Origin of the sequence: Geodermatophilus sp. CPCC 206100, from assembly GCF_048569675.1 — a bacterium.
Taxonomy (GTDB): domain Bacteria; phylum Actinomycetota; class Actinomycetes; order Mycobacteriales; family Geodermatophilaceae; genus Geodermatophilus.
Genome location: NZ_JAQISV010000008.1, coordinates 21,036 through 47,741, shown reverse-complemented (window position 1 = coordinate 47,741; position 26,706 = coordinate 21,036). Strand labels below are relative to the sequence as shown.

The following is a 26,706-nucleotide window of genomic DNA, read 5'->3' as shown; positions in this document are numbered from 1 at the left end:
GCTCACCGGCCGAGGGAGGTGTCCCCGCCGAGGTAGCGGTCCGGCGGGTCGCCCGGGGCCTCGGCCAGCCACCGGGCGGTCCCGGCCGCCTCGCGGGCCTGGAACTCGTCGAGCAGCAGGTCCCGCAGCCGGACCCGGCGCAGCTCCTCGGCCGGGTCCCCGCGGCCGGGCCGGGCGGAGCTGCGCCACTCGTCGAGGAGCAGGTCGGTCGGCAGGTCGCGCAGCGTCCGCCGCACCGCGGCCTCGTCCCAGCGGGACGAGTCCTGCTCGGGCAGGTCCGACGTCAGCCACCGGGCGGCACGGCAGGCGCCGATGGTCAGCAGCAGTCCGACCGCCGGCACGGCCGCGGAACCCAGGGACGCCGTCCCGGCGACGACCGCCGGGAGGCAGCCGGCCCCCGTCGCGGCGACGGCCGGGTGCGGCAGCGGGGGGAGGTCCACCGGGTAGCGCGCGAGCACCGCGACCGCGACCCCCACCACGCCCGCCAGGGCGGCACCCGCCAGCAGGGACGGGCCGGGGGCGGTCAGCGACCCGGCCACGGCGAGCAGTCCGCAGCAGATCCGGAGCGCCGCCCGCGCGCCCCGGGTCACGAGGGTCCTGATGGTCTCGGGCACCCCGACCTCCCTCCCCGGTCGTCCTCCCAGGGTGTCCTCGCCCGGCCGCCTGCGGCACGTCCCGCGGCACTCGTCACGAACTCTCCATGTACGGCGGTGCGGACCGGGGCGACGGGCGTCGGGCGCCCGGTCGTGGGTACCGGGCGTCCGACCGGAGGAGGACGGCATGGCACACGATCCACGGCCCGGTGAGGACGACGTCGACCGCGACGACGCGCAGGCGCTGAGCCGGGCGACCGGGGGCGGCGACAGCGGGGACCCCGATGCGGGGACCACGACGGGGACCGGCGGGTCCGGCGAGTTCGTCGGCCGCGTCGCCGGCGGGGACGACGTCGGCTACGCGGAGGAGACGGGCGCCGAGCGGCGGGCCGCCCTCGCCCGGGACGACTGACCGCCCGCGCAGGGCCGCCGGTTCTGCGCAGCAGAATGACCTCCGTCGGCACTCGTCGCCTGGGTCACGATCCCCTGCGGGGTGACCGTCACCCCGACGAGTCGGGAGGGCCGCCGTGGACCAGTCCGCACCGGGACCCGCCGCGTCGCGGGAGCTCCGCGCGCAGCGCAGCGCGCTCGCGGAGGCCAACCACATCCTGGTCACCCAGGGCATCCTCGACGCGTTCGGCCACGTGAGCGTCCGGTCCGCCGAGGACCCGGGCACGTTCCTGCTCGCGCGCAACCTCGCGCCGGGCCTGGTCCAGGAGGACGACGTCCAGCTCCTCACGCTGGACGGGAGCACCGACGATCCGCGCCCTCCCTACCTGGAGCGGCACATCCACGGCGAGGTCTACCGCGCCCGCCCGGACGTGCAGGCCGTCGTGCACAGCCACTCCCCGGCGGTCATCCCGTTCGGGATCTCCGGCACCGCGTTGCGTCCGGTCCTGCACATGGCCGGGTTCCTGGCGCCCGAGGTCCCGGTGTTCGAGGTCCGGGACACCCTCGGAACGGCGTCCGACCTCCTGGTGCGGACGCCCGAGTCCGGAGCCGCGCTGGCCCGGGCCCTGGGTGCCGCGTCGGTCGTCCTCATGCGCGGCCACGGCGCGACCGCCGTGGGCGCGTCCCTCGAGGAGGCCGTGTACCGGGCGGTCTACACCGAGGTCAACGCCCGCGCCCAGACCGAGGCCCTGCGGCTGGGCGGCTGCACCTTCCTGACCGACGAGGAGGCCGCTGCCACGGTGGCCTCCATCAGCCCGCAGATCCCCCGGGCGTGGGGCTTCTGGCGCGACCGCGTCCGTCCGCCGGCCTGAGCGCCGCCGAGCGTCCGCGCCTCTCCCGCACCCGCCCCGCCGTTCCCCGAAGGAGTGGATCCGTGACCGGACCCAGGTCCCGCGCCGCCGCAGCCGGTGTCGCCGCACTGCTCGCCCTCGCCGCCTGTGGCGGGTCGGACGACGCCGGGAGCGGGGGTGGCGCCGAGGAGGGCGGGCTGACCCCCGTCACGATCGGCACCCAGCCGATCGTCGACTCCGCACCCCTCTACCTCGGTGTCGACCAGGGGTTCTTCGAGGAGGAGGGCATCGAGCTCACCATCGAGAGCGCGGCCGGTGGCGCGGTCGTCGTGCCGAGCGTCGTCTCCGGCGAGTACCAGTTCGGCCGCGGCAACGTCCTGTCCACGATGATCGCCGTGGACGAGGGACTGCCCCTGCGCTGCATCACCAACGCCAACTCCACCGCCGGCGACCCCGACTTCGGCGCCGTGGTGGTGCGCGGCGACTCGCCGATCCAGTCGATGGCCGACCTGGCGGGCGCCACCGTCTCGGTGAACACGCTCAACAACATCGGGGACACCACGATCCGGTCGGTCGTCGAGGAGGCCGGCGGGGACCCCGACGCGGTCGAGTTCGTCGAGATCCCCTTCCCGGACGCGCCCAGCGCGCTGGACACCGGGCAGGTGGACGCCGCCTGGATCCTCGACCCGTTCCTGACCGAGGCCGTGGACGCCGGCGCGCGGGTCCTGTCGTACAACTTCTCGGACTTCCACCCCGAGCTCGACATCTCCTGCGTCTTCACGTCCGACCAGCTGCTGCAGGAGGACCCGGAGCTGGTCGAGGCGTTCCAGCGGGCCATGAACCGGTCGTTGGAGTTCTCCCAGGAGAACCCGGAGGAGGTCCGGCGCATCACCGGCACCTACACCGAGATCGAGCCGGCGGTGCTCGAGCGCATCGTCATCCCGACCTTCCGCACCGAGTTCAGCCGCGAGGCCCTCGAGCTGCTCGGGGCCAAGGCCGCCGAGTACGGCACCCTCTCGGAGGAGCCCGACCTGGACCAGCTCCTGCCCTGATCACTCGCGGGGGCGGCGCCGGATCCGTGAGCCCAGCCAGGTGACCGGGTCGAAGCGCCGGTCGGCCACCCGCTCCTTGAGCGGGATGATGCCGTTGTCGGTGAGGTGGATGCCCTCCGGGCACACCTCCGAGCAGCACTTGGTGATGTTGCAGTAGCCGAGGCCGAACTCGTCCTGCGCGGCGTCCCGGCGGTCGACGACGTCCAGCGGGTGCATGTCCAGCTCGGCCAGCCGGATGAGGAACCGGGGCCCGGCGAAGGCGGCCTTGTTGCTCTCGTGGTCGCGGATGACGTGGCAGGTGTCCTGGCATAGCCAGCACTCGATGCACTTGCGGAACTCCTGCGGCCGCTCGACGTCGACCTGCTGCATCCGGTGGTTGCCGTCGGGGTCGCGCGGCCGCGGGGTGAACGCCGGGATCTGCGCGGCCTTCTCGTAGTTGAACGACACGTCGGTGACCAGGTCGCGGATCACCGGGAAGGTCCGCAGCGGGGTGACGGTGACGGTCTCGTCCTCGGCGAAGGTGCTCATCCGGGTCAGGCACATCAGCCGCGGGCGGCCGTTGATCTCCGCGCTGCAGGACCCGCACTTGCCCGCCTTGCAGTTCCACCGGACGGCGAGGTCGCCGGCCTGGGTCGCCTGCAGCCGGTGGATGATGTCGAGGACGACCTCGCCCTCGTTGACCTGCACCGTGAAGTCCTGCAGGTCGCCGCCGGAGGCATCCCCGCGCCACACCCGGAACGTCGCGTCGTAGCTCATCCCCGCTCCCTGCTCCCGGCTCGGCTTCCGACCCCGCGGCTCACGACTCGAAGACCTCGGCGAGCTCGGGCGGCATCTGCGGCAGCGGCTGCCGCGCCACCGCGATCCCGCCGTCCGCCGTCCGGGTGCAGACCAGGTTGGTGCGCGCCCACTCGTCGTCGGCCGCGGGGAAGTCGTCGCGGGTGTGCCCGCCCCGGCTCTCCTCCCGCTCGAGGGCGGCCCGGGCGATGCACTCGCTCACCAGCAGCATGTGCGGCAGGTCCAGCGCCAGGTGCCAGCCGGGGTTGTACTGCCGGTGGCCCTCCACCGACAGCGCGGCCACCCGTTCCTTGAGCGCGGCGATCCGCTCCAGCGCCCGCTCCATCTCCGGCGCCGTCCGGATGATGCCGACCAGGTCGTGCATCGTCTGCTGCAGCTCCTGCTGCACGGTGTAGGGGTTCTCGCCGCCCTCGCGCTCGAACGGTGCCAGCGCGGCCTGCCCGGCGTCGGCCAGCGCCTCGTCGGTGAGGACGGCGAGGCCCACCCGCTTGCGCGCGTGCTCGCTGGCGGCCACGCCGGCGCGCCGGCCGAACACCAGCAGGTCCGACAGCGAGTTGCCGCCCAGCCGGTTGGACCCGTGCATGCCGCCCGCGACCTCGCCGGCGGCGAACAGGCCCGGGACGCGGGCGGCCTCGGTGTCGGGGTCCACCTCGACCCCGCCCATCACGTAGTGGCAGGTCGGCCCGACCTCCATCGGCTCGGCGGTGATGTCGACGTCGGCCAGCTCCTTGAACTGGTGGTACATCGAGGGCAGCCGCTTGCGGATGTACTCGGCGTCCCGCCGCGTGGCGATGTCGAGGAAGACGCCGCCGTGCGGGGAGCCGCGGCCGGCCTTGACCTCGCTGTTGATGGCCCGGGCGACCTCGTCGCGGGGGAGCAGCTCCGGTGGCCGCCGGTTGTTCTTCTTGTCGGTGTACCAGCGGTCGGCCTCGTCCTCGGTCTCCGCCGTCTCCTTGCGGAAGAAGTCGGGGATGTAGTCGAACATGAACCGGTTGCCGGCCGAGTTGCGCAGGATGCCGCCGTCGCCGCGGACGCTCTCGGTGACCAGGATCCCGCGCACCGACGGCGGCCACACCATGCCGGTCGGGTGGAACTGGACGAACTCCATGTTCACCAGCGCCGCCCCGGCCTGGAGCGCCAGCGAGTGCCCGTCCCCGGTGTACTCCCAGGAGTTCGAGGTGACCTTGTAGGCCTTGCCGATGCCGCCGGTGGCCAGCACCACCGACGGTGCCTGCCAGGCGACGAACCGCCCCGACTCCCGCCAGTAGCCGAACGCCCCGGTGATCCCCTCGGCGTCGGTGAGCAGCCGGGTGACGGTGCACTCCATGAAGACGTCGATGCCGAGGGCGACGGTCCGCTGCTGCAGGGTGCGGATGAGCTCCAGCCCGGTCCGGTCGCCGACGTGCGCCAGCCGGGCGAACCGGTGGCCGCCGAAGTCGCGCTGGCTGATCAGGCCGTCGGGGGTGCGGTCGAACAGCGCGCCCCAGTCCTCGAGCTCGCGGACCCGGTCGGGCGCCTCCTGCGCGTGCAGCTGGGCCATGCGCCAGTGGTTGAGCATCTTCCCGCCGCGCATGGTGTCCCGGAAGTGCACCCGCCAGTTGTCCTCCGGGTAGGCGTTGCCCATGGCCGCGGCGATGCCGCCCTCGGCCATGACCGTGTGCGCCTTGCCGAGCAGGGACTTGCACACCACCGCGGTGCGCGCGCCCTGCTCGGAGGCGGCGATCGCGGCCCGCAGGCCCGCGCCGCCGGCGCCCACGACGACGACGTCGTAGTCGTGCCGCTCCAGCTGCATCAGAAGAACCTCAGGTCGGAGATCGTGCCGGTGGCCAGGAGGAAGACGTAGAGGTCGGCGAGCGCCACGCTGACCAGCGAGGCCCACGCGAACTGCATGTGCCGGCCGTTCAGCCGCGAGACGACCGTCCAGAACCGGTAGCGCAGCGGGTGCTTCGAGAAGGAGTTCAGCCGCCCGCCGACGATGTGCCGGCAGGAGTGGCAGGACAGCGAGTAGAGGGCCAGCAGCGTCGCGTTGGCCAGCAGGATCAGCGTCCCGAGACCCATGTGGCCCCACGCCCCGGTCTCGTCGCGGAAGGCCAGGACGGCGTCGTAGAACAGGATGACGTTGATGACCAGGGCCGCGTAGAGGAAGTAGCGGTGCACGTTCTGGCCCAGCAGCGGCAGCCGGGACTCCCCGGTGTAGCGCCGGTGCGGCTCGGCGACCGCGCAGGCCGGCGGGGAGAGCCAGAACGACCGGTAGTACGCCTTGCGGTAGTAGTAGCAGGTCATCCGGATGCCCAGCGGGAAGACGAGGATGTAGATCGCCGGGGAGATCCAGGCGGGCCCGGTGAACAGCTCCGGGAAGGTGTCGCCCTCGCAGGCCGTGGTGAGGCAGGGCGAGTAGAACGGCGAGATGTAGGGCTCGGAGAAGTAGTACGCGTTCTGGAACGCCCGGAACGACGAGTAGGCGATGAACGCGAGCAGCGCGAGGACGGTCAGCAGCGGCTGGACCCACCAGCGGTCGGTGCGCAGGGTGCGGGCCGCGATCGCCGCGCGGCGCGGGGGGTGAGCCCCGTTCCCTCCACCCGGGGTGACCGCTCCGGTCCCGCGGGGCGCGGTGGCCGTCACCGGAGCGTGCGGCCCGGTGCGCTCACTTCACCGTCGTAGCCGTCGTCCCACGTGACCGGGGCGTACGTCCGGTCCCCGAACACCTCGACCCCGCGGGCGCTGCCGCACAGCAGGTTGAGGTCGTCCCGCAGCCGGGCGACGTCGACCTTGAGCCGGCGCGAGTCCACGGTGTCCCCGAAGTGTCGGGCGAGCGGGCCGCAGGCCTGCTCGAGTGCGTCGACGGCCCGGCGAGCCGCCGCCACGTCCTGCTCCAAAGACATTCCTGCCCCCAGATGCTGGTCCTCCGCCGTCGGCACGGCGAGGGGCGCAGTCGACCACGGACGGTGGCCCCAGGGGAAGGGGTCCCGACCGGCGCCGTCCCGGGGCGGCGCCGGTCGGGGACGAGCCCGCCGTCGCCGGCGGAGTACGTGCCGCCGATCAGTGCTCGACGAGCCAGACGGCGGTGTTCGGGGGCAGCGCGACGCTGCGGGCCGAGTGGCGGACGTGCGCGGTGGAGGCCAGCAGGACCGTGCCGCGGCAGCGGACCAGCACGGTCTCGGCGCCCATGTTGACCACGCAGCGCACGGTCTCCTCCGTCCCGACGGAGCGCACGGTCAGGACGTCGCCCTGCGTGCTGACCGTCGCCTCGCCGGTGCTGAACGCCGGGTGCGCCTTGCGCAGGGCCAGCGCGCGCCGGTGCAGGTTCAGCATCGAGCCGTCGTGCTCGGCCTGGTGGGCGACCGCGTAGGACCGCCACTCCGCGGGGACGGGCAGCCACGGCTCGGCCGCGCCGTCCGGGGAGAAGCCGACGCCGGGGGAGGAGTTCCAGGGCATCGGGATCCGGCAGCCGTCGCGGCCGGTCCGGGCGCCGCCGCTGCGGAGGAAGATCGGGTCCTTCTTCGCCTCGTCGGGCACGGTGGCCTGCGGCAGGCCCAGCTCGTCGCCGGCGTAGAGGTAGGCCGAGCCCGGCAGGGCCAGCATGAGCAGCGCGGCGGCCCGGGCGCGGGCGGCGCCCAGCGGCCCGCCGCCGAAGCGGCTGACCTGGCGCTCCTTGTCGTGGTTGCCGAGCACCCAGGACACCGGGGCGCCGACCCGCCCGTAGGCGTCGAGCGCGCTGGAGATCGCCTCGGCGAACGAGCCGGTGTCCCAGGCCGACTTGAGCAGCCGGAACGACAGCGCCTGGTGCATCTCGTCGGGCCGCGAGTACAGCGCCACCTCGTCCAGGTCGGCCAGGCAGACCTCGCCGACGAGCATGGTGTCGGGGTACTCGTCGCAGATCTCGCGCCAGCGCCGCCAGACGTCGTGCACCTCGGGCTGGTTCCACGTCATGGCCTGCTCGGGGCCGTGCCCGAACAGGGTGGGGGCGTAGAAGCCGGGGTTGTCGCGCAGGGCGGCGTCCTTGTACAGGCCGTAGGCCACGTCGACGCGGAAGCCGGCGACGCCGCGGTCCAGCCAGAACCGCAGGGTGCGCTCGAAGTCGGCGGCGACGGCCGGGTCACGCCAGTTGAGGTCGGGCTGCTCGGGGGCGAACAGGTGCAGGAACCAGCGGCCGTCCGGCGTCCGCGACCAGGCCGGCCCGCCGAACAGCGACTGCCAGTTGTTCGGCGGCTCCTCCGACGGCGGCGCGAAGTGGTACCGGGCGGCCTCGGGGGAGTCGGGGTCGGCCAGCGCCGTCCGGAACCACGGGTGCTGGTCGGAGGTGTGGTTGGGGACGACGTCCAGCAGCACCCGCAGGCCCACCTGGCGGGCGTCCTCCACCAGCGCCTCGAGGTCGCTGACGTCGCCGTACTCCGGGTCGACCGCGCGGTAGTCGACGACGTCGTAGCCGCCGTCGGCACCCCCGGAGGGGTAGTGCGGGTTGATCCAGATCGCGTCCACCCCCAGCCAGGCCAGGTAGGGCAGCTTGCTGCGCAGCCCGGCGAGGTCGCCGATGCCGTCGCCGTCGCTGTCGGCGAACGAGCGGAGGTACACCTGGTACACCACGGCGTTCCGCCACCACGGTGACGGGGTGGGGGCGAGGGCGAACCGGCGCTGGGTCGAGGTCCTCGCGGTGGAGAGGCGACGTGCCATGTGGGCACTATCGGCAGTCCGTCGGCACGTCGCGTGTGTCATGGATCACGAAAGTCGCCGGTTCTGATGGCGAACATCGACAACCCGGGGAGTGGACCTCATGGCAGTCGCGCCCGACCAGGACCTCGTCGACGCCGTCGGTGCGTTCGTCGACGAGCAGGTCCGACCCCGCGTCCGGGAGTTCGAGCGGGACGACGTCTACCCCGGACCGCTCATCGACGCGATGAAGGAGCTGGGCTGCTTCGGGATGCTCGTCCCCGAGGAGCACGGCGGTACCGCGGTGAGCACCCCGACGTTCGCGGCGGTCAGTGCCGAGCTCGCCCGCGGCTGGATGAGCCTGGCCGGCGCGATCGGCGGCCACTCGGTCGTCGCGTACCTCCTGACCCGCTTCGGCACCGACGAGCAGCGGGCCCGCCACCTGCCCGGCATGGCCGACGGCTCGCTGCGCGCGACGATGGCGCTCACCGAGCCCGGCGGCGGCAGCGACCTGCAGGCCATGCGGACCGTGGCCCGCCGCGACGGCGACGACCTGGTGGTCACCGGCGCCAAGACCTGGATCTCCAACGCCCAGCACGCCGGCCTCTTCGCGCTGCTGTGCAAGACCGACCCCGAGGCGCAGCCCCGCCACGCCGGGATGAGCGTGCTGCTCGTCGAGCCGGGCCCGGGGCTGACCGTCTCGGCGAAGCTGCCCAAGCTCGGCTACCGCGGGGTGGAGGCCTGCGAGGTGGCGTTCGACGGGCTGCGCGTGCCGGCCTCCGCCGTCCTCGGTGGCGAGCCCGGGCGGGGCTGGGCGCAGATGATGTCGGGCCTGGAGGTCGGCCGGGTCCAGGTCGCGGCCCGCGCCGTGGGGGTGGCCCAGGCAGCCCTGGACGACGCCGTCCGCTACAGCCAGGAGCGGGAGTCGTTCGGCCGGCCGATCTGGCAGCACCAGGCGGTCGGCCACCTCATCGCCGACATGGCCACCAAGGTGCACGCGGCCCGGCTGGTGCTCCTGGACGCGGCGGAGCGGTTCGACTCCGGCGAGCGCAGCGACCTCGAAGCCGGCATGGCGAAGCTGTTCGCCTCCGAGGTCGCCGCGCAGGTCACCCTCGACGCGCTGCGGGTGCACGGCGGCTACGGCTACTCCACCGAGTACGACGTGGAGCGCTACTACCGGGACGCGCCGCTGATGATCGTCGGGGAGGGCACCAACGAGATCCAGCGGAACGTCATCGCCGCCCAGGTCATCGCCCGCTCCGGTCCCGGCCGCCGCTGAGCTCCGAGGGGAGCTCGTCGTGCGGTGTCAAAGGGTTGTCGTGAACTGGGGACAGCTCTCTGAGCTGCGGACTAGGGGGGTGGGTGGCCGGGCTTCGCGGTGGACTTCGAACACGTGATCGAAGCTGCTGGGAGGTGTCGTGGACGGGTTGTCGTCGGTGCTGGATGCCCTCGCGGGCGGTGACCTGGCCGGGTTGGGGGACGGGGAGCTGCTGGACCGGACTGCGGGCGCTGGTGGCCGCGCGGAACCGGATCGAGGCGGAGCTGGCCCGCACGGTGCGGGCCGCGGACGTCCGGCGGGCCGCGGACGTCCGGCGGGCCGCGGAGCGCGACGGGCTGACGACGATGCGGTCCTGGCTGCGCGGGCACGCCCGGTTGTCCGCGGCCGAGGCCGGCCGGGTGGTGCGGGCCGGGCGGGTGCTGGAGCAGCTGCCGGCGGTGGCTCGGGCGTTCGCCGCCGGGCAGGTCACTGCCGAGCAGGTGGCCGCGGTGGTGCCGGTGGTGACCCTGGAGCGGCGGGCGGCCGCGGCGGAGCAGGGCGTCGACCTCGGAGAGGTGGACGCGGTGCTGGCCGAGGTGGCCGCCACCCGGCCCCACCGGGCACTGCGCCAGGTGGTCGGGACCGCGGCTGTGTCTTCGCCGGCTGCACGGCGCCCACGCACTTCTGCGACGTCCACCACCTGCTGGAGTGGATCAACGGCGGCGAGACGAACCTGGGGAACCTGACCAATCGCTAGGACCACCCCTCAGCAGCGCAGCAACCTGCTGGGCGCACACCGCCGACGTACAGGAGACTGACCAGTGTGATCGTGTTTCTCGACGCCAACATCTTGATGCAAGACCCGATGTGCACCGGCGTTGTATGGCAAGTCCTAGCCCACGCCCCGGAGTCTTGGTCTCTCAAGCTTGTGACCAGCGAGATAGCCGTTGCCGAGGCCGTGGCCGGGTATGAACGGAGTGTCGTCGGAATACTGGATGGCCTTGAGAAAATGACCAGGTCTTGGGGCAGGATTGGGGCGCAGTCCGAGGCCGACGTTCTACGCGAATCGATGCAACGCAGAATTGATGACTATCGAACGCACTTGACCGACTCGTTGACGGCGGCTGGCGTTAAGGTGCTCGGGGCGCCTTCTGTACCACATATGGACGTCGTCGCTCGATCGGTCACCCGAAGGCGTCCTTGCGATGACAAGGGTGATGGTTACCGGGATACGCTTGTGTGGCTTACTGCTCTTGCTCTTGCTGTGGACAATCCCGACGAAAAACTGATTCTCGTCACCAGTGATTCAGACTTTATGGACGACGAGAAAATGGGGTTTCATGCTCATCTCCTTGAGGACCTCAGCGGCATCTCGGCAGAAGAGCGCGTCAGTTTGACCAGCGTCCTCGGCGATGTAGTTCTGGAATTGGCGGAGCGTTCGGCCGACGATGCGGATCTGCGTGATCTTCGCGGAGAATTGAAAGATGAGACGGTCCGGCTTTACATGGCGTCGCTGCTGGACGGGGTACTACATGCGCCGCTCGACGCGGACGCATGCGCGCTTCCACACGGCGCCGCATCGAACTTCTTGCGGTCGGTGGGTCCTATCCGTTCGATCGAGTACACCATCAGAGGGGGTGTCGGTCAGGACGAAGCGGTTGCGGAATTCTCGTTTGTCGCGGACGGGGAGATTGTTCTCTCGACTCCTGAGGGCGTGGACCTCGCGGAGGACGCCCATATGAGGCGCGTGCTGGGTTCCTCCGGAGGGGTCTATCTGCTGACCAAGCCCCTTATCTTCGTAGGTATCATGCAGCTGGAGCGGTACGATCGGCCAATAGGCGGCGAGATTAGTCGCATTTCCGCTGCGCCGGATGAGCCCGTAGAAACGACCGAAGAGCCGGATCGACCTGTGAACCGTCCCGAGGCTCAGAGCCTAGGCGGCGGCGTGGTTCGGGGCGTCAATGTCACGCCGTCGACCGATTACCTTGCGAACCTCAGCTTCGCGCCACCGACGGACTACTTGAAGAACATCAGGTTCACGCCGGCGACGGACTACCTGAACGTCAACGTCACGCCCTCGACGGACTACCTGAAGAACATCAGATTCACGCCGACGACGGACTACCTGAAGAACATCAGATTCACGCCGACGACGGACTACCTGAAGAACATCAGGTTCACGCCGACGGACTACCTTAACATCAACGTCACGCCCTCGACGGACTACCTGAAGAACATCAGATTCACGCCCTCGACGGACTACCTGAAGAACATCAGGTTCACGCCGACGACGGACTACCTGAACATCAACGTCGGACCGTCGACCGACTCTGGGGCCGACCTGGACCCCCAGGGCGACGAGAACCTGACGCCAGACCAGGACCCGGAGTTGGACTCGGGCCCGCAGGACGAGCCAAGAGACGACTGAGAGCGCGCCGCAGGCGCGCTATGGACCTGAAAATGGGCGCGTAAGTTTGGGCCGTCCTTGGGCTCCGTTCCTCCACGGCCCCGCGGTAGTGAGTGCATTTGCCGCGGGGGTCGTCGTGGTGCACGGGTCTGCCCGAAGGGACGCCCGGAGGGCGCCCGTGCGCCGCGTCGGCACCTGTGGCGCCCTCGACGGACGGGGGGTCGACCGCAGGGCGCGGCTGGAGGGTGCGGAGCGCCCGGGTCGAGGCCTGTGGCCGACCCCGTGCCTGCCGGGCGTCGTGGGCGACCCCGGAGGGGTCGCCTCTTGACACTTCTCCTGCACTAACTCAACACGGGGTCTGGCCTGCGGCTCTTCCGCTTTCACCGGGGCTCATGCCAGGATGTCCACTGCACCTGGGGCCCATCGAGGCATCCCCGCCCGGGATAACGCCTTCAATACGGGGATCGGCCACGAGACGACTTCACAGAGCGTCCCGACCGGCGGCCGACCGGCGGCGACTACGCGCATCTGTTGCCACGTCGTCTCCCTGGAAGCCTCATGTCCTCTCGCTTATCGCGAGCCTCTGGCGTATGCCTTGGCCGCTTCATCTCGCTGACCGACGTCCCAGGGCGCAGTCGTGCCCGGGCCCGCTGAACCGGCGCGCAGTCATGTCCAACCATCCGAGGCGCCGTCGACCTGCGACTGCCCGGCGGCGGTCCGCGGACTGCGCGTCGTGGGCTACCTGCCTGGAGGCGGCGTCGCTGGGCTGGACTGCACTGCGCCCCTGCTCGTCGTGTGTCGCGTCTGTGACAGTCGACTTGTCTGGCCTTGCCGGGCTCACCGGGCTTCCCGATGCGTGCCCTGCTCCGAGCGATACCGACGGCTGCTCGTCCGGATAGCAGAGTCCCGTTCGGCGTCGGCGCACCGGGGGCATGGGTCCTTCCTGACGTTGACCGCGCCAGGCGAGCGCGAGCACGCCCGGTGGATACCGGGGCGACCCGGCGGCGGTGGTCCCTGCGGTTGCCGGGTGGGTGACCTGGCGGAGTGGAACGCGGCCGCCGGTCACGCGTGGAACCGGCTGCGGCTCGGGCTCTCGCGGCTGTGCCCGTTCGAGTACTTCCGGGTGGTCGAGGTACAGAAGCGCGGCGCGCTGCACCTGCACATCCTGGTGTGGTCCGCCGAACCGCTGCCGCGCGGCCAGGTTCAGGAGTTGGCGTTAGCTGCTGGCTTCGGCTGTCAGGTGGACCTGAGCCCACTGTCGCCGCAGCGGCACGCGCACTACGCGGCGAAGTACGCCACGAAGGCCACCGACCAGCGCGGGGCGGCGCCCTGGGCGGTCGACGTCGTGAATACCCGAACCGGGGAGGTCACCCGGGGCAGGGCACCGGCTCGGTATCGCACCTGGTCGTCCTCGCGCCAATGGGGGCTCACCGTGAGAGAAGTGCGAGCGGCCAACCGCGCCGCGATGGAGGCCGCGCGGCTTGCGCGAGCCGGTGACGCTGCCATGGCTGGCGAACCGACCTTGTTGTCGGTCGCTAAGGCTGCGACGCCGGGGGTCGGCGAGCCTCGCCGCGCTGGGCCGTCTGCGGCGGCGGCGAAGTTGGTGTGGTCATGAGCCCGGAGGTCGTCGCGGCGTGGCTGCGCGCGTCCTGCGCCGCACAGGGCCTCCCTGTCCACGTGCGCGACCCGCACGTGCTTGCTCAGGTGGCCGCGCTGCTGCCACCGGTGGCCGGAACCCGTACCGCCCGAAATATGCGACGGGACGGCCCCGCCGATCGGAGTCACAGCCGCCAGACCGCCCTCACTCGCGATGGGTCCAGCGATCGGGCGCCGGACTGACCGGCTTCGATCACCGCGTGGTCGAGGACGGCGGCCACGATTGCCGCCTGCCGCGACAGGCTCAGTGACTCCCACTGGTCGCGCAGGGGGCCGCCGTTGCCGGGTAGGCCGGTGAGGGCGTCGGTTCGGGTGACGGCGGCGAGCTTGCGTTGCCGGTCGGCCATGCGGCGCTCGACGGGCTCGCGGGCTGCCCGCCACTCGCGGGCGCTGATCTCCTGCTTGCCGAACATCACCGCGAGCTCGTCGAGCTGCTCCTGGTCGCCAGCCAGCCCATCGGACAGGTCAGCGGCCGCGGCGTCGGTGTGCCGGCCGGCCAGTACGCCGGCCAACTCGGGGCCGTCGAGCCGCTGCAGCACGGCTTCGACCAGGAACGCCTCGAGGGGCTCGGCGACGACGGTGAGGCGTCCGCAGCCGCCGTGGTCGGGGCCGCGCAGGCAGACGTAGCGGCGGGAGTTCTCGCGCGGGGAGGCGTAGAGCTTGCCGCCGCACTTGCCGCAGCGCAGCAGTCCGGACAGGACGTAGCGGCGTGGGGTGCGCCGTCCGCTGGCCACGCGCTCGGCCATGCGGGCCAGCACCCGGTCCCGGTCGGCCGGATCGATGATCGCGGGCCACTGCGCGGGGCCGACGACTTCGCCCAGGTGCTCGCGCAGCCCGGCGATGCGGCCGGAGCGCAGGAGCCCGCGCAGCGTCGGTGATCGCCACTCCCGGCCGGTCACCGTGGACACGCCGGAGTCGGTGAGCCAGGTGCACAGCGACCGCAGGCTCTCCCCGGCCAGATAGCGGGCCACCAGCTGCCGGATCACCTCGGCCTCGTCCGGTCGGATGGTCACCCGGTCGGCCTCGTAGCCGAACGGGCGGACGCTGCCACCGTGGGGTACGCCTTGAGCGGCGTTCTGCTCCCACTTGCGGCGCATGCGGCGGCTCTTGGCCGCCGACTCGTTCGCTGCCACCGCCGCCATGATCCTTCCGATCAGCAGTCCGTCCCCGGTGCCCAGGTCCATGTCGGCGGACACGAAGCGGACCTTGCGGACCCCGGCGGCGTCCACCGTGGCGACGAACTGCTCCAACTCCACCGGACGGCGGGTGAGGCGGTCAACGTGGTAGCAGATCACCGCGTCCCGCAGGCCGTCCGCGAGGTCGGTGAGCATCTGCTGATAGGCCGGGCGGCGCTTGCCGGAGTAGGCCGACAGGTCGTTGTCGACGTACTCCTGCGCGATCGGCCAGCCCACCTGCGCGGCCAGACGTCGGCAGTCCTCCAACTGACGCGTGACACCGAGGGCCTTGCCCTCGGTGTCGCTACTGATACGCGCGTAAACCGCCGCTGCTCTAACCCCTGCCATGGGGGCAGATTAGTGAAGGGTCAGCAACTCCGCGCTGCTGTGCGAGCGGCACCACACCGAGGTCCACTCCAGGTTCCGGGTCGACCGAGCACCCGACGGGCGATGGCGCACCTGGCGACCCGACGGCACCGAGATCCACCTCGGCCCCCGCCTGCTCGCCGCCGCCTGACGACCGCCGCCTGACGCTCCGCTCCGCGCCTCCCGCCGGGCCGCTGCCCGGGGTCAGGTGCCGGCGAGGAGGGCGATCGCCGCCTCGGCGCAGGCGGTGTCCTCCTCCGGGGTGGCGCCGCTGACGCCCACGCCGGCGACGACCTCGCCGTCCCGCCACACCGGGAGGCCGCCGCCCAGGTCGGTCGGGCGGAAGCGCAGCTGCTGGCCGGCGACCTCGAGGACCTCGGGGCGCGTCTCCCGCATCTGCCGGAGCTCCGCCGAGGGACGGCGGAACGCCACCGCCGTCGCCGCCTTGACCCGGGCGATGCCGGGGGTGAACACCGGGGTGCCGTCGCCGCGGGCGACCAGGACCTCCCAGCCGCCGGCGTCGACGACCGCGACGCTGACCCGCAGCCCGAGCTGCTGCGCGTGCCGGAGCGCGGCGTCCACCGCTGCGCTCGCCTCCCCGTACCCGATGCCGGTCATGCCTGCTCCTCGCTCCCGTGGGCCGTTCTCGGCCGCTGTCGCGCCCACCGTCCCAGTGGGGAGCCGAGCTCACTCCACCGGGCTCCGTTGTCGACTGTCGTCACGTACCTGTCGACACCTCTCGGTAGGATCCCGGCGAGGGGGTGGGGACGTGGAGCCGCTGGTCAACCTGGACCGCAGCACCCTGCGCGAGCGTGCCCTCGAGGCGGTCCGGTCGGCCATCCTCTCCGGCCGGTACCGGCCGGGGGACCACCTCGGCGAGGTGGAGCTGGCGACGTCCCTCGGGGTCAGCCGCGGCACGGTGCGTGAGGCGCTCCGCCACCTCCAGCAAGAGGGGCTGGTCACCGCCGGCGCGCGGGGCATGCTGCGGGTCAGCACGCTGACGCCCGCCGAGGTCCGCGAGCTGTTCCAGGTCCGTGCCGCGCTGGAGGCCCTGGCGGTCCGGCAGGTCATCGCCTCGCCGCGCCGGCGTGCGGCCGTCGACGCGCTGCGGGCGGCGCTGGAACGGCTCGGCGCCCCGGGGGCCGACGCGACCGCCCGCATCGAGGCCGACCTCGACTTCCACCTGCTGCTCTGCCGGTTGTCGGGCAACTCCATGCTGGTCGAGGCGTGGCAGCGGCTGGAGGGTCGGATGCGCGTGGCGATCCTCAACGGCTCGGCGTGGCAGGCGCCCATGATGTCCCACGACCGGCACGCCCCCATCGTCGACGCCGTCGAACGGGGGGACGCCGCCGCGGCGGTCGAGGTGGTCGAGGACCACATGTCGGATGCCGCCGAGCACTTCGCCCAGGGGTCCGCGACGGACTGAGGGCCCCGCCCTCCACTGCCCGCCGGCCCGAGCGCGCCGGCGTCCGTCCCCGCTTCGCCACCCCGCCGTCCGCCTGAGCAGGCCGTTCCCCGTGGCCTCGACCGCGGGCTCCGGACGACCTCGGGGTGACCCTTGACACTGTGACGCGGACGACCCCACACTCGTTAGCAGTTGACTGTTAACAGTCAACGCCAGCGGCCACTGGATCCCCCGTCCACTGCCCCCGGAGGTCACCATGACCGATCGGCAACCCCCCGTCCGGAACACCCACCTCGTCGAGGTCGCCCAGTGGCACCCGATCGACGGCACCCCGACGAAGAAGAAGGTCGCGATCGGGTGCTCCGTCGGGGCGACCATCGAGACCTACGACTTCATCGGCTTCGGCATCGCGGCCGCGCTGTACTTCAACACCGCCTTCTTCCCGGCCGACGACCCGCTGTCGGGCACGCTGCTGTCCTTCGCCACGCTCGGCATCGGGTTCGCGGTGCGCCCGCTCGGCGGGATCATCGGCGGTTACCTCGGCGACCGGATCGGTCGCAAGCCCGTCCTCGTCGGGTCCCTGCTGCTCATGGGCATCGCGACGGTGCTCATCGGCGTCCTCCCCACCTACGAGCAGGTCGGCATCTGGGCCGGGATCCTTCTCGTGGTCGTCCGCGTCGTGCAGGGCCTGGCCTTCGGCGCCGAGTGGGGCGGCGCCATCCTCATGTGCTTCGAACACGCGCCATGGCGGAAGAAGGGCCTGTACACCGGCATCACCCAGGCCGGCTTCCCGGTCGGGCTGCTCCTGGCCAACCTCGCCTTCCTCGCCAGCGTCCCGCTGGGCGGCTCGTGGGCGTGGCGGGTGCCGTTCCTGCTCAGCGCGGTCCTGATCGTCGTGGGCATCGTGATCCGGCTCAAGGTCGAGGAGTCGCCGGAGTTCGAGGAGCTCAAGGAGGAGGGTGAGCTCTCCGAGAACCCGCTGCTCGAGGTGCTGCGCGACGACTGGCGCAACATCCTGCGCGCCTTCTGCCTGCGGATCACCGAGACCGCCGGCTACGCGGTGTCGGTCACGTTCATGCTGTCCTACATCGCCGCCGAGGAGCTGGCCGACCGGTCGGTGACCCTCACCGCGACGATGATCGCGGCCGGGATCGGCATCGTCGCGACCACGTTCTGGGGCTCGCTCACCGACCGTGTCGGACGGCGACCGGTGTACCTGCTGGGCACCGCGCTGCACCTGCTGTGGGGGATCCCGCTGTTCCTCGTGGTCAACACCGGGGCCGCGGTGGCGATCGTCATCGCGTTCGTCATCAGCTACGCCGTCCTGCAGAACTCGCTGGCGGGGGTGCAGGGCGCCTGGTTCTCGGAGCTGTTCGCCGCCAAGACCCGGACCACCGGCGCGTCGCTGGCCTACCAGATGTCGGCCGTCGTCTCCGGCTTCACCCCGCTCATCACCACCGCCCTCTACGCCGGCTACGGCTGGATCGGTCCGGCCCTGCTCTTCAGCGCCTACGGGCTGCTGGGCCTGGTCGCCGCACTGGTGACCCGGGAGACCTGGGGCCCGGCCGAGCGCGAGGACGTGGCCGCCCTGGAGCGCTCGATCCGGGCGCAGGCGCCGGGCGACGTGCCCGCGCCCCGCAGCGCGGCGGACACCCGCCGGCCGACGGCCGACTCGACCAGCGACTGACCCGACGACCGAGGAGACCACGTCATGACCGCACTGACATCGGCACCGCCGACCGGCACCACGGCCGACCGGACGGAGCGGATCGAGCGCATCCGCCAGGCTGCCTACCGCATCCGCCGCAACGCCCTCGACATGGGCGAGGTGCAGGGGCAGGGCTACATCGGGCAGGCGCTCGGCGTCGCCGACGTCCTCGCCGCCGTCTACACCGACCAGCTCCGGTACCGGCCCGAGGACCCGCACTGGCCCGACCGGGACCGGTTCCTGCTCTCCATCGGCCACTACGCGATCGCGCTCTACGCGGCGCTCGCCGAGGCCGGGACCATCCCGCTCGAGGAGCTGGAGACCTACGGCTCCGACGACTCCCGGCTGCCGATGTCGGCGATGGCCTCCTACACCCCCGGTGTGGAGATCTCCGGCGGGTCGCTCGGCCACGGGCTGCCGGTGGCCACCGGGATGGCGCTGGGCCTGCGGCACCTCGGCAACGGGGCCCGGGTGTTCAACCTGCTCTCCGACGGCGAGCTCGACGAGGGCTCGACCTGGGAGGCGGCGCTGGCCTGCGCCCACCACGGCCTGGACGCCGTCACCGCGATCGTCGACGTCAACGCGCTGCAGGCCGACGGCCCCACCGCCGGCGTGCTGCGCACCGAGCCGGTCACCGACAAGTGGCGGGCCTTCGGCTGGCACGCCGTGCGCGTGGACGGCAACGACGTCGGCGAGCTCGTCGACGCCTTCGACGAGATCCGGGAGCACCGCGGCTCACCCTCGGTGCTCGTCTGCGACACCCGCATCGGCTCCGGGGTGCCCCTGCTCGAGAGCCGGGAGAAGGCCCACTTCATGCGGGTCGAGGAGCACGAGTGGCAGATCGCCCGCGACCAGCTGCAGGAAGGACCGGCCCGATGACCAGCACCGCCCCCCGGGAGAAGAAGCTCACCACCTCGGCGATGATCGCGTCGTTCGCCGACCCCGGGCAGCGCACCACCAGCGCTCCCTTCGGCCACGCGCTCAACCGGCTGGCCGAGGAGCGGCCCGAGATCGTCGGGCTGTCGGCCGACCTGGCCAAGTACACCGACATGCACGTGTTCCGCGACGCCCACCCCGACCGATTCTTCCAGATGGGCATGGCCGAGCAGTCACTGCTCGGGGCGGCGGCCGGGATGGCGGAGGTCGGGCTGGTGCCGTTCGCGTCCACCTACTCGGTGTTCGCCACCCGGCGGGCCTACGACTTCCTCTGCCTCGACATCGCCGAGCCCGGTCTCAACGTCAACGTCGTCGGGGCCCTGCCCGGCCTCACGACCGGGTACGGCCCCAGTCACCAGGCCACCGAGGACCTCGCGATCCTCCGCGGCTGCCCGGGCCTGACGATCGTCGACCCCTGCGACTCGGTGGACATCGAGCAGGCCGTGCCGGCGCTGGCGGCCGCCCCGGGCCCCACCTACCTGCGGCTGCTCCGCGGCGCGGTGCCGACGGTGCTCGACGAGTACGACTACCGCTTCGAGCTCGGCAAGGCCGCCGAGCTGCGCACCGGGCGGGACGTCGTCCTCATCTCCACCGGCCTGATGACGATGCGGGCGCTGCAGGCGGCGGCGCGGCTCGAGGCCGACCACGTGGACGTCGCCGTCCTCCACGTGCCGACCATCAAGCCGCTGGACACGGAGGCGATCCTGCGGGCGGCCCGCACCGACCGGCTCGTGGTCACCCTGGAGAACCACACCGTCGTCGGCGGGCTCGCCGAGGCGGTGGCCTCGACGCTGGCCTTCGCCGGGGCCGGCACCCGCCTGGTGCCCATCGCCCTGCCCGACGAGTTCCTGGCCGCCGGGGCCCTGCCCACCCTGCACGACCGCTACGGCCTGTCCACCGACGCCGTCGTCGGCCGGGTGCGGGCCGAGCTGGGCGGCGACACCCGCGCCGCCTGGGCCGCCGAGCCCGCCCCGGCCACCGCCTGACCCCTCACCCACCCGCACACCCCTGGAGGACCCCATGACCGTCTCCGACAAGACCGCCGTCGTCACCGGCGCCGGCTCCAGGCGCGGCATCGGCCGCGCCACCGCCCACGCCCTCGCCGCCGCCGGCTGGCACACCGCCGTCCTCGACCTGGACGAGGCCAGCGCCAAGGACGCCGCCTCCGAGGTGGAGGAGCGCTCCGGCGTCCGGGCCCTGGGCATCGGCTGCGACATCACCGACGAGACGTCGGTCGAGAACGCGCTCACCGTCCTCGACGGCGCGCTGCCCCCGGTCGGCGCCCTGGTGAACAACGCCGGGATCACCTCGCCGGTCCCGTTCCTCGAGGTCACCGGCGAGGAGTGGGACCGCGTCTTCGCCGTCAACGTGCGCGGCGCCTTCAACGTCACGCGGCGCCTGGCGCCCGGGATGGCCGAGCGCGGCTTCGGCCGCATCGTGTTCCTGTCGTCGGTGTCGGCCCTGCGCGGCGGGGGCGTCTTCGGCGGTGTCGCCTACTCCGCGGCCAAGGCCGCGGAGCTCGGTTTCACCCGCGCGCTGGCCCGCGAGCTCGGCCCCCGCGGCGTGACGGTCAACGCGGTGGCCCCGGGGCTCATCGACACCGACATCACCGGGGGTGCGCTGGAGGGGGAGCGCAAGGAGCAGCTGATCGCCGGCATCCCGGTGGGGCGCAACGGGCGGGTCGCCGACGTCGCCGACCTCATCACCTACCTGTGCCGCGAGGAGACCGGCTACGTCACCGGGGCGACCTACGACGTCAACGGCGGCTCGCACATCCACTGAGAAGACACCCCCTGCCCCCCACCATGGAAGGACCCCGTCCTCCCCACCCTTCGCACGCTCAGGGCGGGACCCGGGACGGGGCCACGGCGGGACCCTGCAGGGGGCCGGCCGGCGGGTGACACCGTCGGCCGGCCGTGGTCCAGTACCCCGGTGTCACCCGCGGACCGCCGCGGGAAACCGGGTCCGAACAGCTGATGAGGAGACCGATGTTCTCGAAGGTGCTGGTGGCCAACCGCGGGGAGATCGCGGTCCGGGCGTTCCGCGCCGCCTACGAGCTCGGCGCGGGGACGGTGGCGGTGTTCCCCTGGGAGGACCGCAACTCGGTGCACCGGCTCAAGGCCGACGAGAGCCACCAGATCGGCGACATCGGGCACCCGGTGCGCGCCTACCTGTCGGTGGACGAGGTCGTGGGCGCCGCCCAGCGGGCCGGGGCGGACGCCGTCTACCCCGGCTACGGGTTCCTGTCGGAGAACCCCGACCTGGCCGAGGCGTGCGCCCGGGCGGGGATCACCTTCGTCGGCCCACCGGCGGACGTGCTGGAGCTGACCGGCAACAAGGCCCGCGCCATCGCCGCCGCGCGGGAGGCGGGGCTGCCGGTGCTGGCCTCCACCGAGCCCACCGACGACCTGGACACCCTGCTGGCCGCGGCGCAGGCGCTGCCGTTCCCGGTGTTCGTCAAGGCCGTGGCCGGGGGCGGCGGGCGCGGGATGCGCCGGGTCGAGGAACCGGACGACCTGGCGGCGGCGGTGCAGGCGGCGATGCGGGAGGCGGAGTCGGCGTTCGGCGACGCGACGGTGTTCTGCGAGCAGGCGGTGGTCGAGCCGCGGCACATCGAGGTGCAGGTGCTGGCCGACGGCGCCGGGAACGTGGTGCACCTGTTCGAGCGGGACTGCTCGGTGCAGCGCCGGCACCAGAAGGTGGTCGAGCTGGCGCCGGCGCCCAACCTGGACCCGGAGCTGCGGGAGCGGATCTGCGCCGACGCGGTCGCCTTCGCCCGCGCCATCGGGTACGTCAACGCCGGCACGGTGGAGTTCCTGCTCGACCGCGAGGGCCGGCACGTGTTCATCGAGATGAACCCGCGCATCCAGGTGGAGCACACGGTCACCGAGGAGGTGACCGACGTCGACCTGGTGCAGTCCCAGCTCCGCATCGCGGCGGGGGAGACCCTGGCCGACCTGGGCCTGGCCCAGGACACCATCCGGCTGCGCGGCGCGGCCCTGCAGTGCCGGATCACCACCGAGGACCCGGCCAACGGCTTCCGCCCCGACACCGGCCGGATCACCGCCTACCGCTCGCCCGGCGGCGCCGGGATCCGGCTGGACGGCGGGGCGTCGCTGGGCGCGGAGGTCCAGGCGCACTTCGACTCGCTGCTGGTGAAGCTCACCTGCCGCGGCCGGGACTTCGCCACCGCGGTGGCCCGGGCCCGCCGGGCGGTGGCGGAGTTCCGGATCCGCGGGGTGGCCACCAACATCCCGTTCCTGGCCGCGGTGCTCGACGACCCGGACTTCGCCGCCGGGCGGGTCACCACGTCGTTCATCGAGCAGCGGCCCGGGCTGCTCACCGCGCGGAGCTCCGCCGACCGGGGCACCAAGCTGCTCACCTACCTGGCCGACGTGACGGTCAACCGGCCGCACGGCGAGCGCCCGCACCTCGTGGACCCGGTCGAGAAGCTGCCGCGGGTGGACCTGCGCACCCCGCCGCCGGACGGCTCCCGCCAGCGGCTGGCCCGGCTCGGGCCCGAGCGGTTCGCCGCCGAGCTGCGCGCCCAGACGGCGCTCGCGGTCACCGACACCACCTTCCGCGACGCGCACCAGTCGCTGCTGGCCACCCGCGTGCGCACCCGGGACCTGCTCGCCGTCGCCCCCGCCCTGGCGCGGACCGTGCCGCAGCTGTTCTCGCTGGAGTGCTGGGGTGGCGCCACCTATGACGTCGCGCTGCGCTTCCTGCACGAGGACCCGTGGGACCGGCTGGCCGCGCTGCGGGAGGCCGTGCCCAACGTCTGCCTGCAGATGCTGCTGCGGGGCCGCAACACCGTCGGCTACACGCCCTACCCGGAGGCGGTGACCGACGCGTTCGTCGCCGAGGCCGCGCGCACCGGCATCGACGTGTTCCGCGTGTTCGACGCGCTCAACGACGTCTCGCAGATGCGCCCGGCCATCGACGCCGTCCGCGCCACCGGGACGGCGGTCGCCGAGGTGGCCCTGTGCTACACCGGCGACCTCTGCGACCCGGCCGAGGACCTGTACACGCTGGACTACCACCTGCGGCTGGCCGAGCAGATCGTCGACGCCGGTGCGCACGTGCTGGCGATCAAGGACATGGCCGGCCTGCTCCGCCCGCCGGCCGCCGCCCGGCTCGTGACGGCGCTGCGCGAGCGCTTCGACCTGCCGGTGCACCTGCACACCCACGACACCGCCGGCGGGCAGACCGCCACCCTGCTGGCCGCCTGGACCGCAGGCGTGGACGCCGTCGACGGCGCGGTCGCGTCGATGGCCGGCACCACGTCCCAACCGCCGCTGTCGGCGATCGTCGCGGCCACCGACACCACCGAGCGGGCCACCGGCCTGGACCTGGCCGCGGTCAACGACCTGGAGCCCTACTGGGAGGCCGTCCGCCGGGTCTACGCGCCGTTCGAGTCTGGTCTGCCCTCACCGACCGGGCGGGTCTACACCCACGAGATCCCCGGCGGGCAGCTGTCCAACCTGCGCCAGCAGGCCATCGCCCTCGGTCTCGGCCAGCGGTTCGAGGAGGTCGAGGACGCCTACGCCGCCGCGGACCGGCTGCTCGGCCGGCTGGTCAAGGTCACCCCGTCGTCCAAGGTGGTCGGTGACCTCGCGCTGCAACTGGTGGGGTCCGGCGTCTCCGTGGAGGACTTCGCCGCCGACCCGGGCACGTACGACCTGCCCGACTCGGTCATCGGCTTCCTCCGCGGCGAGCTGGGCGACCCGCCCGGCGGCTGGCCCGAGCCGTTCCGCACCCGGGCCCTGGAGGGCCGCCGTCCGGCCGAGCCACCCGCCGACCTGGGCCCCGCGGACCGCGCCGGCCTGGCCGACGAGCCCCGCGCCACGCTGAACCGGCTGCTGTTCCCCGGCCCGACCCGGGAGTACGAGGCCCACGTCGAGGCCTACGGCGACGTCTCGGTGCTGCCGACCAAGGAGTTCCTGTACGGGCTGCGCCCCGGCGACGAGCACGCCGTCGACCTCGAACCCGGGGTCACCCTGCTCATGGGCGTCGAGGCGGTCTCCGATCCCGACGAGCGCGGCATGCGCACCGTCATGTGCACCATCAACGGCCAGCTGCGGCCGGTCGCGGTCCGGGACCGGGGCGTCGAGGCGGCGGTCAAGGCCGCCGAGAAGGCCGACCGCGGCCAGCCCGGCCAGGTCGCCGCCCCGTTCGCCGGGGTGGTCACCCTCTCCGTCGGCGAGGGCGAGACGGTGGACGCCGGGCAGGCCATCGCCACCATCGAGGCGATGAAGATGGAGGCGGCCATCACCGCGCCCGTCGCCGGCACCGTGCGGCGGGTCGCCATCGGTCCGGTCCAGCAGGTGGAGGGCGGTGACCTGCTCGTCGTCCTCGGCTGACGCGGGTCGGGAGTGGACGACGCCGCGAGGCCCGGCCGTGCCACCGGGCGGGCGGTGCGGCCGGTTCCAGGCGCAGAGTCGTGCCATGGACGCGCCACCGGCCGACGAGGGGCACCGCGCCGGCGAGGCGGCGTTCCGCCGGGCCACACTGGCGATCTTCCTGGCCGGGGTGGCGGTGTTCGCGATGCTCTACCTGCCCCAGGTCCTGCTGCCCGAGCTCACCCGCGTCTTCGCCGTCTCCCCGGCCGCCTCGACGCTCGCGGTCTCGGTGGCCACCGCGGGCCTCGCCGCGGGGCTGCTCGTCCTCGGCCCGGTGTCCGACCGGCGCGGGCGGACGGCGATCCTGCACGGCAGTCTGGCCGCGGCGGCGCTCCTGGCGGTCCTGGTCGCCGCGGCCCCGTCGTGGCCGGTGCTCCTGGTCCTGCGGGGCCTGCAGGGGTTCGCGCTCGCGGGTCTGCCGGCCGTGGCCACGGCCTACCTGCGCGAGGAGCTGCACGCGTCGGTCGGTGCCCGGGCGATCGGCCTGTTCGTCAGCGGCAACGCGATCGGTGGGCTGACCGGCCGGCTGCTCGGCGGCGTGCTCGTCGATCTGGGCGGCTGGCGGGCGGCGGCCGGCGGGATCGCGCTACTGGGCGTGGGGTGCGCGGTGGCGGTGTGGGTGCTGCTGCCGCCGTCCCGCCGGTTCGTGCGGGTGCCGCCCGAGGTGCCGGTGGCGCGGCAGCTCCTCGCCGGCGTCACCGACCCCGTGCTGCTCGGGCTGTACGGCTGCGCGGCGCTGCTGATGGGGGCCTTCGTCGCGGTCTACAACGCCGCCACGTTCCGGCTGGAGTCCGCGCCCTACGGACTGGCGCCGGCGGTGGCGGGGCTGGTGTTCCTGGCCTACCTGCTCGGCTCGGTCAGCTCGGCGGTCGGCGGGGAACTGGCCGGGCGGTTCGGCCGGCGGCCCGTCGTGCCGGTGGCGGTGGCGGTGATGGCCGGCGGGGTCGCGCTGACCCTCGCCGCGCCGCTGGGCCTGTTCGTCACCGGGCTGTGCGTACTCACCGTCGGCTTCTTCGCCGCCCACGGCGTCGCCAGCGGGTGGGTGGCCCTGCGGGCGGCCTCGGGCGGGCGCGCCGTCGGGCAAGCCGCGTCGCTGTACTCGTTCTGGTACTACGTCGGCTCCTCCGTCGGCGGCACCCTCGCCGGGCTGGCCTGGGGCGGCGGTGGCTGGCCGGCCGTGGTGCTGCTCACCGGGGGCCTCACGCTGGCCGCGCTCGTCCTGTCCCTGGTGCTCGGGCGCAGCACCGCTCTGCAACCCGACGGGAGCCGGACCGGCTGAGCGCCGGGCCGCCTCCCGTCGCCACCCCGCCCGGCGGCCTAGCATCGGCGGCCGTGCGCCCGTTCCTGCTCCTGGCCTCTCGCGCCGAGGACGAGGCCGCGGACGACGAGTACGCGGCGTTCCTGCGGCTGACCGGCCTGGCCGAGTCCGAGCTGCGGCGGGTCCGGATGGAGTCCGGGCCGCTGCCGGAGCTCGACCTCGACGACTACGCGGGGGTCTTCCTCGGGGGCGGGCCGTACAACTCCAGCGACCCGCCGGAGGAGAAGTCGGCCGACCAGCGCCGCGTCGAGGCGGAGCTGCGGCCGCTGCTGGACGAGGTGGTCGCCCGCGACCTGCCGTTCTTCGGGGCCTGCTACGGCATCGGGACCCTCGGGGTGCACCAGGGCGGGGTGGTCGACCGCACCCACGGCGAGCCGGTCTCCTGCGTCCCGATCGTGCTGACCCCGGCCGGCCGAGAGGACCCGGTGCTCGCCGGGGTGCCGGAGGTCTTCGACGCCCTGGTCGGGCACAAGGAGGCCTGCCGGGTGCTGCCGCCGTCCGCGGTGCTGCTGGCCACCTCGGCGGCGTGCCCCGTGCAGATGTTCCGGATCGGGCGCAACGTCTACGCGACCCAGTTCCACCCCGAGCTGGACGTCGCCGGCGTGGTCACCCGCGCGCGGGTCTACCAGCACGCCGGGTACTTCCCGCCGGCCGAGCTCGAGGAGCTGATCGCCCGCCTCAGCACCGCGGTGGTCTCCGAGCCGGGGCGGACGCTGGCGAACTTCGTCGCCCGCTACGCCTGAGGCA

23 protein-coding genes and 1 pseudogene are annotated in these 26,706 nt (G+C 72.9%); 16 read left to right on the top strand and 8 right to left on the bottom strand.

What is annotated here, in order from left to right; genetic code table 11:
- Positions 1–2: 2 nt before the first annotated feature.
- The gene (locus PGN05_RS04325; RefSeq protein ID WP_419751292.1) at positions 3–614 is read right to left on the bottom strand and encodes a hypothetical protein; all 612 of its coding nucleotides are present in this window, start codon (positions 612–614) and stop codon (positions 3–5) included.
- 166 nt (positions 615–780) lie between these two features.
- On the opposite strand from PGN05_RS04325, the gene PGN05_RS04320 reads away from it, so the two are divergent.
- The 3 genes from PGN05_RS04320 to PGN05_RS04310 all read left to right on the top strand — a co-directional run bounded on the left by PGN05_RS04320 (position 781) and on the right by PGN05_RS04310 (position 2,886).
- Positions 781–1,005, top strand: a complete 225-nt coding sequence (locus tag PGN05_RS04320) for a hypothetical protein (protein ID WP_419751291.1) — start codon at positions 781–783, stop codon at positions 1,003–1,005.
- A gap of 115 nt (positions 1,006–1,120) precedes the next feature.
- Positions 1,121–1,855, top strand: a complete 735-nt coding sequence (locus PGN05_RS04315) for a class II aldolase/adducin family protein (protein WP_419751290.1) — start codon at positions 1,121–1,123, stop codon at positions 1,853–1,855.
- Positions 1,856–1,917: 62 nt separating this feature from the next.
- Entirely contained in the window at positions 1,918–2,886 is a 969-nt protein-coding gene (locus tag PGN05_RS04310) for an ABC transporter substrate-binding protein (protein WP_419751289.1), read from the top strand.
- Here the strand turns inward: PGN05_RS04310 and PGN05_RS04305 are convergent, their stop codons facing one another.
- The 5 genes from PGN05_RS04305 to PGN05_RS04285 form a co-directional block, all read right to left on the bottom strand.
- A complete protein-coding gene (locus PGN05_RS04305; RefSeq protein ID WP_419751288.1) occupies positions 2,887–3,642 on the bottom strand; it encodes a succinate dehydrogenase/fumarate reductase iron-sulfur subunit in 756 nt (251 codons plus the stop codon).
- Positions 3,643–3,682: 40 nt separating this feature from the next.
- Positions 3,683–5,473, bottom strand: coding sequence for a fumarate reductase/succinate dehydrogenase flavoprotein subunit (locus PGN05_RS04300; RefSeq protein WP_419751287.1), 1,791 nt, complete (start codon positions 5,471–5,473; stop codon positions 3,683–3,685).
- The gene (locus PGN05_RS04295) at positions 5,473–6,303 is read right to left on the bottom strand and encodes a hypothetical protein (RefSeq protein WP_419751286.1); all 831 of its coding nucleotides are present in this window, start codon (positions 6,301–6,303) and stop codon (positions 5,473–5,475) included. The genes PGN05_RS04300 and PGN05_RS04295 overlap by 1 nt, the downstream gene beginning before the upstream one ends.
- Positions 6,300–6,545, bottom strand: a complete 246-nt coding sequence (locus PGN05_RS04290) for a hypothetical protein (RefSeq protein WP_419751285.1) — start codon at positions 6,543–6,545, stop codon at positions 6,300–6,302. Before PGN05_RS04290 ends, PGN05_RS04295 begins: the two co-directional genes overlap by 4 nt.
- Before the next feature lie 175 nt (positions 6,546–6,720).
- Positions 6,721–8,352, bottom strand: coding sequence for a glycoside hydrolase family 13 protein (locus tag PGN05_RS04285; RefSeq protein WP_419751284.1), 1,632 nt, complete (start codon positions 8,350–8,352; stop codon positions 6,721–6,723).
- A 100-nt stretch (positions 8,353–8,452) separates the two neighbouring features.
- Between PGN05_RS04285 and PGN05_RS04280 the strand changes: the two genes are divergently transcribed.
- The 4 genes from PGN05_RS04280 to PGN05_RS04265 all read left to right on the top strand — a co-directional run bounded on the left by PGN05_RS04280 (position 8,453) and on the right by PGN05_RS04265 (position 13,608).
- A complete protein-coding gene (locus PGN05_RS04280) occupies positions 8,453–9,607 on the top strand; it encodes an acyl-CoA dehydrogenase family protein (protein ID WP_419751283.1) in 1,155 nt (384 codons plus the stop codon).
- Positions 9,608–9,786: 179 nt separating this feature from the next.
- The gene (locus tag PGN05_RS04275) at positions 9,787–10,332 is read left to right on the top strand and encodes a hypothetical protein (protein WP_419751282.1); all 546 of its coding nucleotides are present in this window, start codon (positions 9,787–9,789) and stop codon (positions 10,330–10,332) included.
- Positions 10,333–10,409: 77 nt separating this feature from the next.
- Complete coding sequence (locus PGN05_RS04270) at positions 10,410–12,014, top strand: PIN domain-containing protein (RefSeq protein WP_419751281.1); 1,605 nt, start codon at positions 10,410–10,412, stop codon at positions 12,012–12,014.
- A 1,006-nt stretch (positions 12,015–13,020) separates the two neighbouring features.
- Positions 13,021–13,608, top strand: a complete 588-nt coding sequence (locus PGN05_RS04265) for a rolling circle replication-associated protein (RefSeq protein WP_419751280.1) — start codon at positions 13,021–13,023, stop codon at positions 13,606–13,608.
- A gap of 166 nt (positions 13,609–13,774) precedes the next feature.
- On the opposite strand, the gene PGN05_RS04260 is transcribed toward PGN05_RS04265, so the two are convergent.
- Entirely contained in the window at positions 13,775–15,172 is a 1,398-nt protein-coding gene (locus PGN05_RS04260) for a recombinase family protein (protein ID WP_419751279.1), read from the bottom strand.
- Between the two features lie 19 nt (positions 15,173–15,191).
- Here PGN05_RS04260 and PGN05_RS04255 point away from each other — a divergent pair.
- Positions 15,192–15,341: pseudogene (locus PGN05_RS04255) on the top strand (endonuclease); the annotation flags it as partial.
- Between the two features lie 53 nt (positions 15,342–15,394).
- On the opposite strand, the gene PGN05_RS04250 reads toward PGN05_RS04255, so the two are convergent.
- Positions 15,395–15,808, bottom strand: coding sequence for a GlcG/HbpS family heme-binding protein (locus PGN05_RS04250; protein ID WP_419751278.1), 414 nt, complete (start codon positions 15,806–15,808; stop codon positions 15,395–15,397).
- Positions 15,809–15,959: 151 nt separating this feature from the next.
- On the opposite strand from PGN05_RS04250, the gene PGN05_RS04245 reads away from it, so the two are divergent.
- From PGN05_RS04245 to PGN05_RS04210, 8 genes are all read left to right on the top strand, one after another.
- Positions 15,960–16,616, top strand: a complete 657-nt coding sequence (locus PGN05_RS04245) for a GntR family transcriptional regulator (protein ID WP_419751277.1) — start codon at positions 15,960–15,962, stop codon at positions 16,614–16,616.
- Positions 16,617–16,851: 235 nt separating this feature from the next.
- Positions 16,852–18,282 (top strand): MFS transporter, encoded by a 1,431-nt coding sequence (locus tag PGN05_RS04240; RefSeq protein WP_419751276.1) that lies wholly within the window; start codon positions 16,852–16,854, stop codon positions 18,280–18,282.
- Positions 18,283–18,306: 24 nt separating this feature from the next.
- Positions 18,307–19,182, top strand: a complete 876-nt coding sequence (locus PGN05_RS04235) for a transketolase (protein WP_419751275.1) — start codon at positions 18,307–18,309, stop codon at positions 19,180–19,182.
- Positions 19,179–20,225: a transketolase family protein gene (locus PGN05_RS04230; protein ID WP_419751274.1), complete on the top strand. Its 1,047-nt coding sequence runs from the start codon at positions 19,179–19,181 to the stop codon at positions 20,223–20,225. The genes PGN05_RS04235 and PGN05_RS04230 overlap by 4 nt, the downstream gene beginning before the upstream one ends.
- 34 nt (positions 20,226–20,259) lie before the next feature.
- A complete protein-coding gene (locus PGN05_RS04225; RefSeq protein ID WP_419751273.1) occupies positions 20,260–21,021 on the top strand; it encodes an SDR family NAD(P)-dependent oxidoreductase in 762 nt (253 codons plus the stop codon).
- A 206-nt stretch (positions 21,022–21,227) separates the two neighbouring features.
- Entirely contained in the window at positions 21,228–24,602 is a 3,375-nt protein-coding gene (locus PGN05_RS04220) for a pyruvate carboxylase (RefSeq protein ID WP_419751272.1), read from the top strand.
- A gap of 85 nt (positions 24,603–24,687) precedes the next feature.
- On the top strand, positions 24,688–25,920 hold the full coding sequence (locus PGN05_RS04215) for an MFS transporter (protein WP_419751271.1): 1,233 nt from the start codon (positions 24,688–24,690) through the stop codon (positions 25,918–25,920).
- Between the two features lie 53 nt (positions 25,921–25,973).
- Positions 25,974–26,702 (top strand): glutamine amidotransferase, encoded by a 729-nt coding sequence (locus tag PGN05_RS04210; RefSeq protein WP_419751270.1) that lies wholly within the window; start codon positions 25,974–25,976, stop codon positions 26,700–26,702.
- Positions 26,703–26,706: the final 4 nt, after the last annotated feature.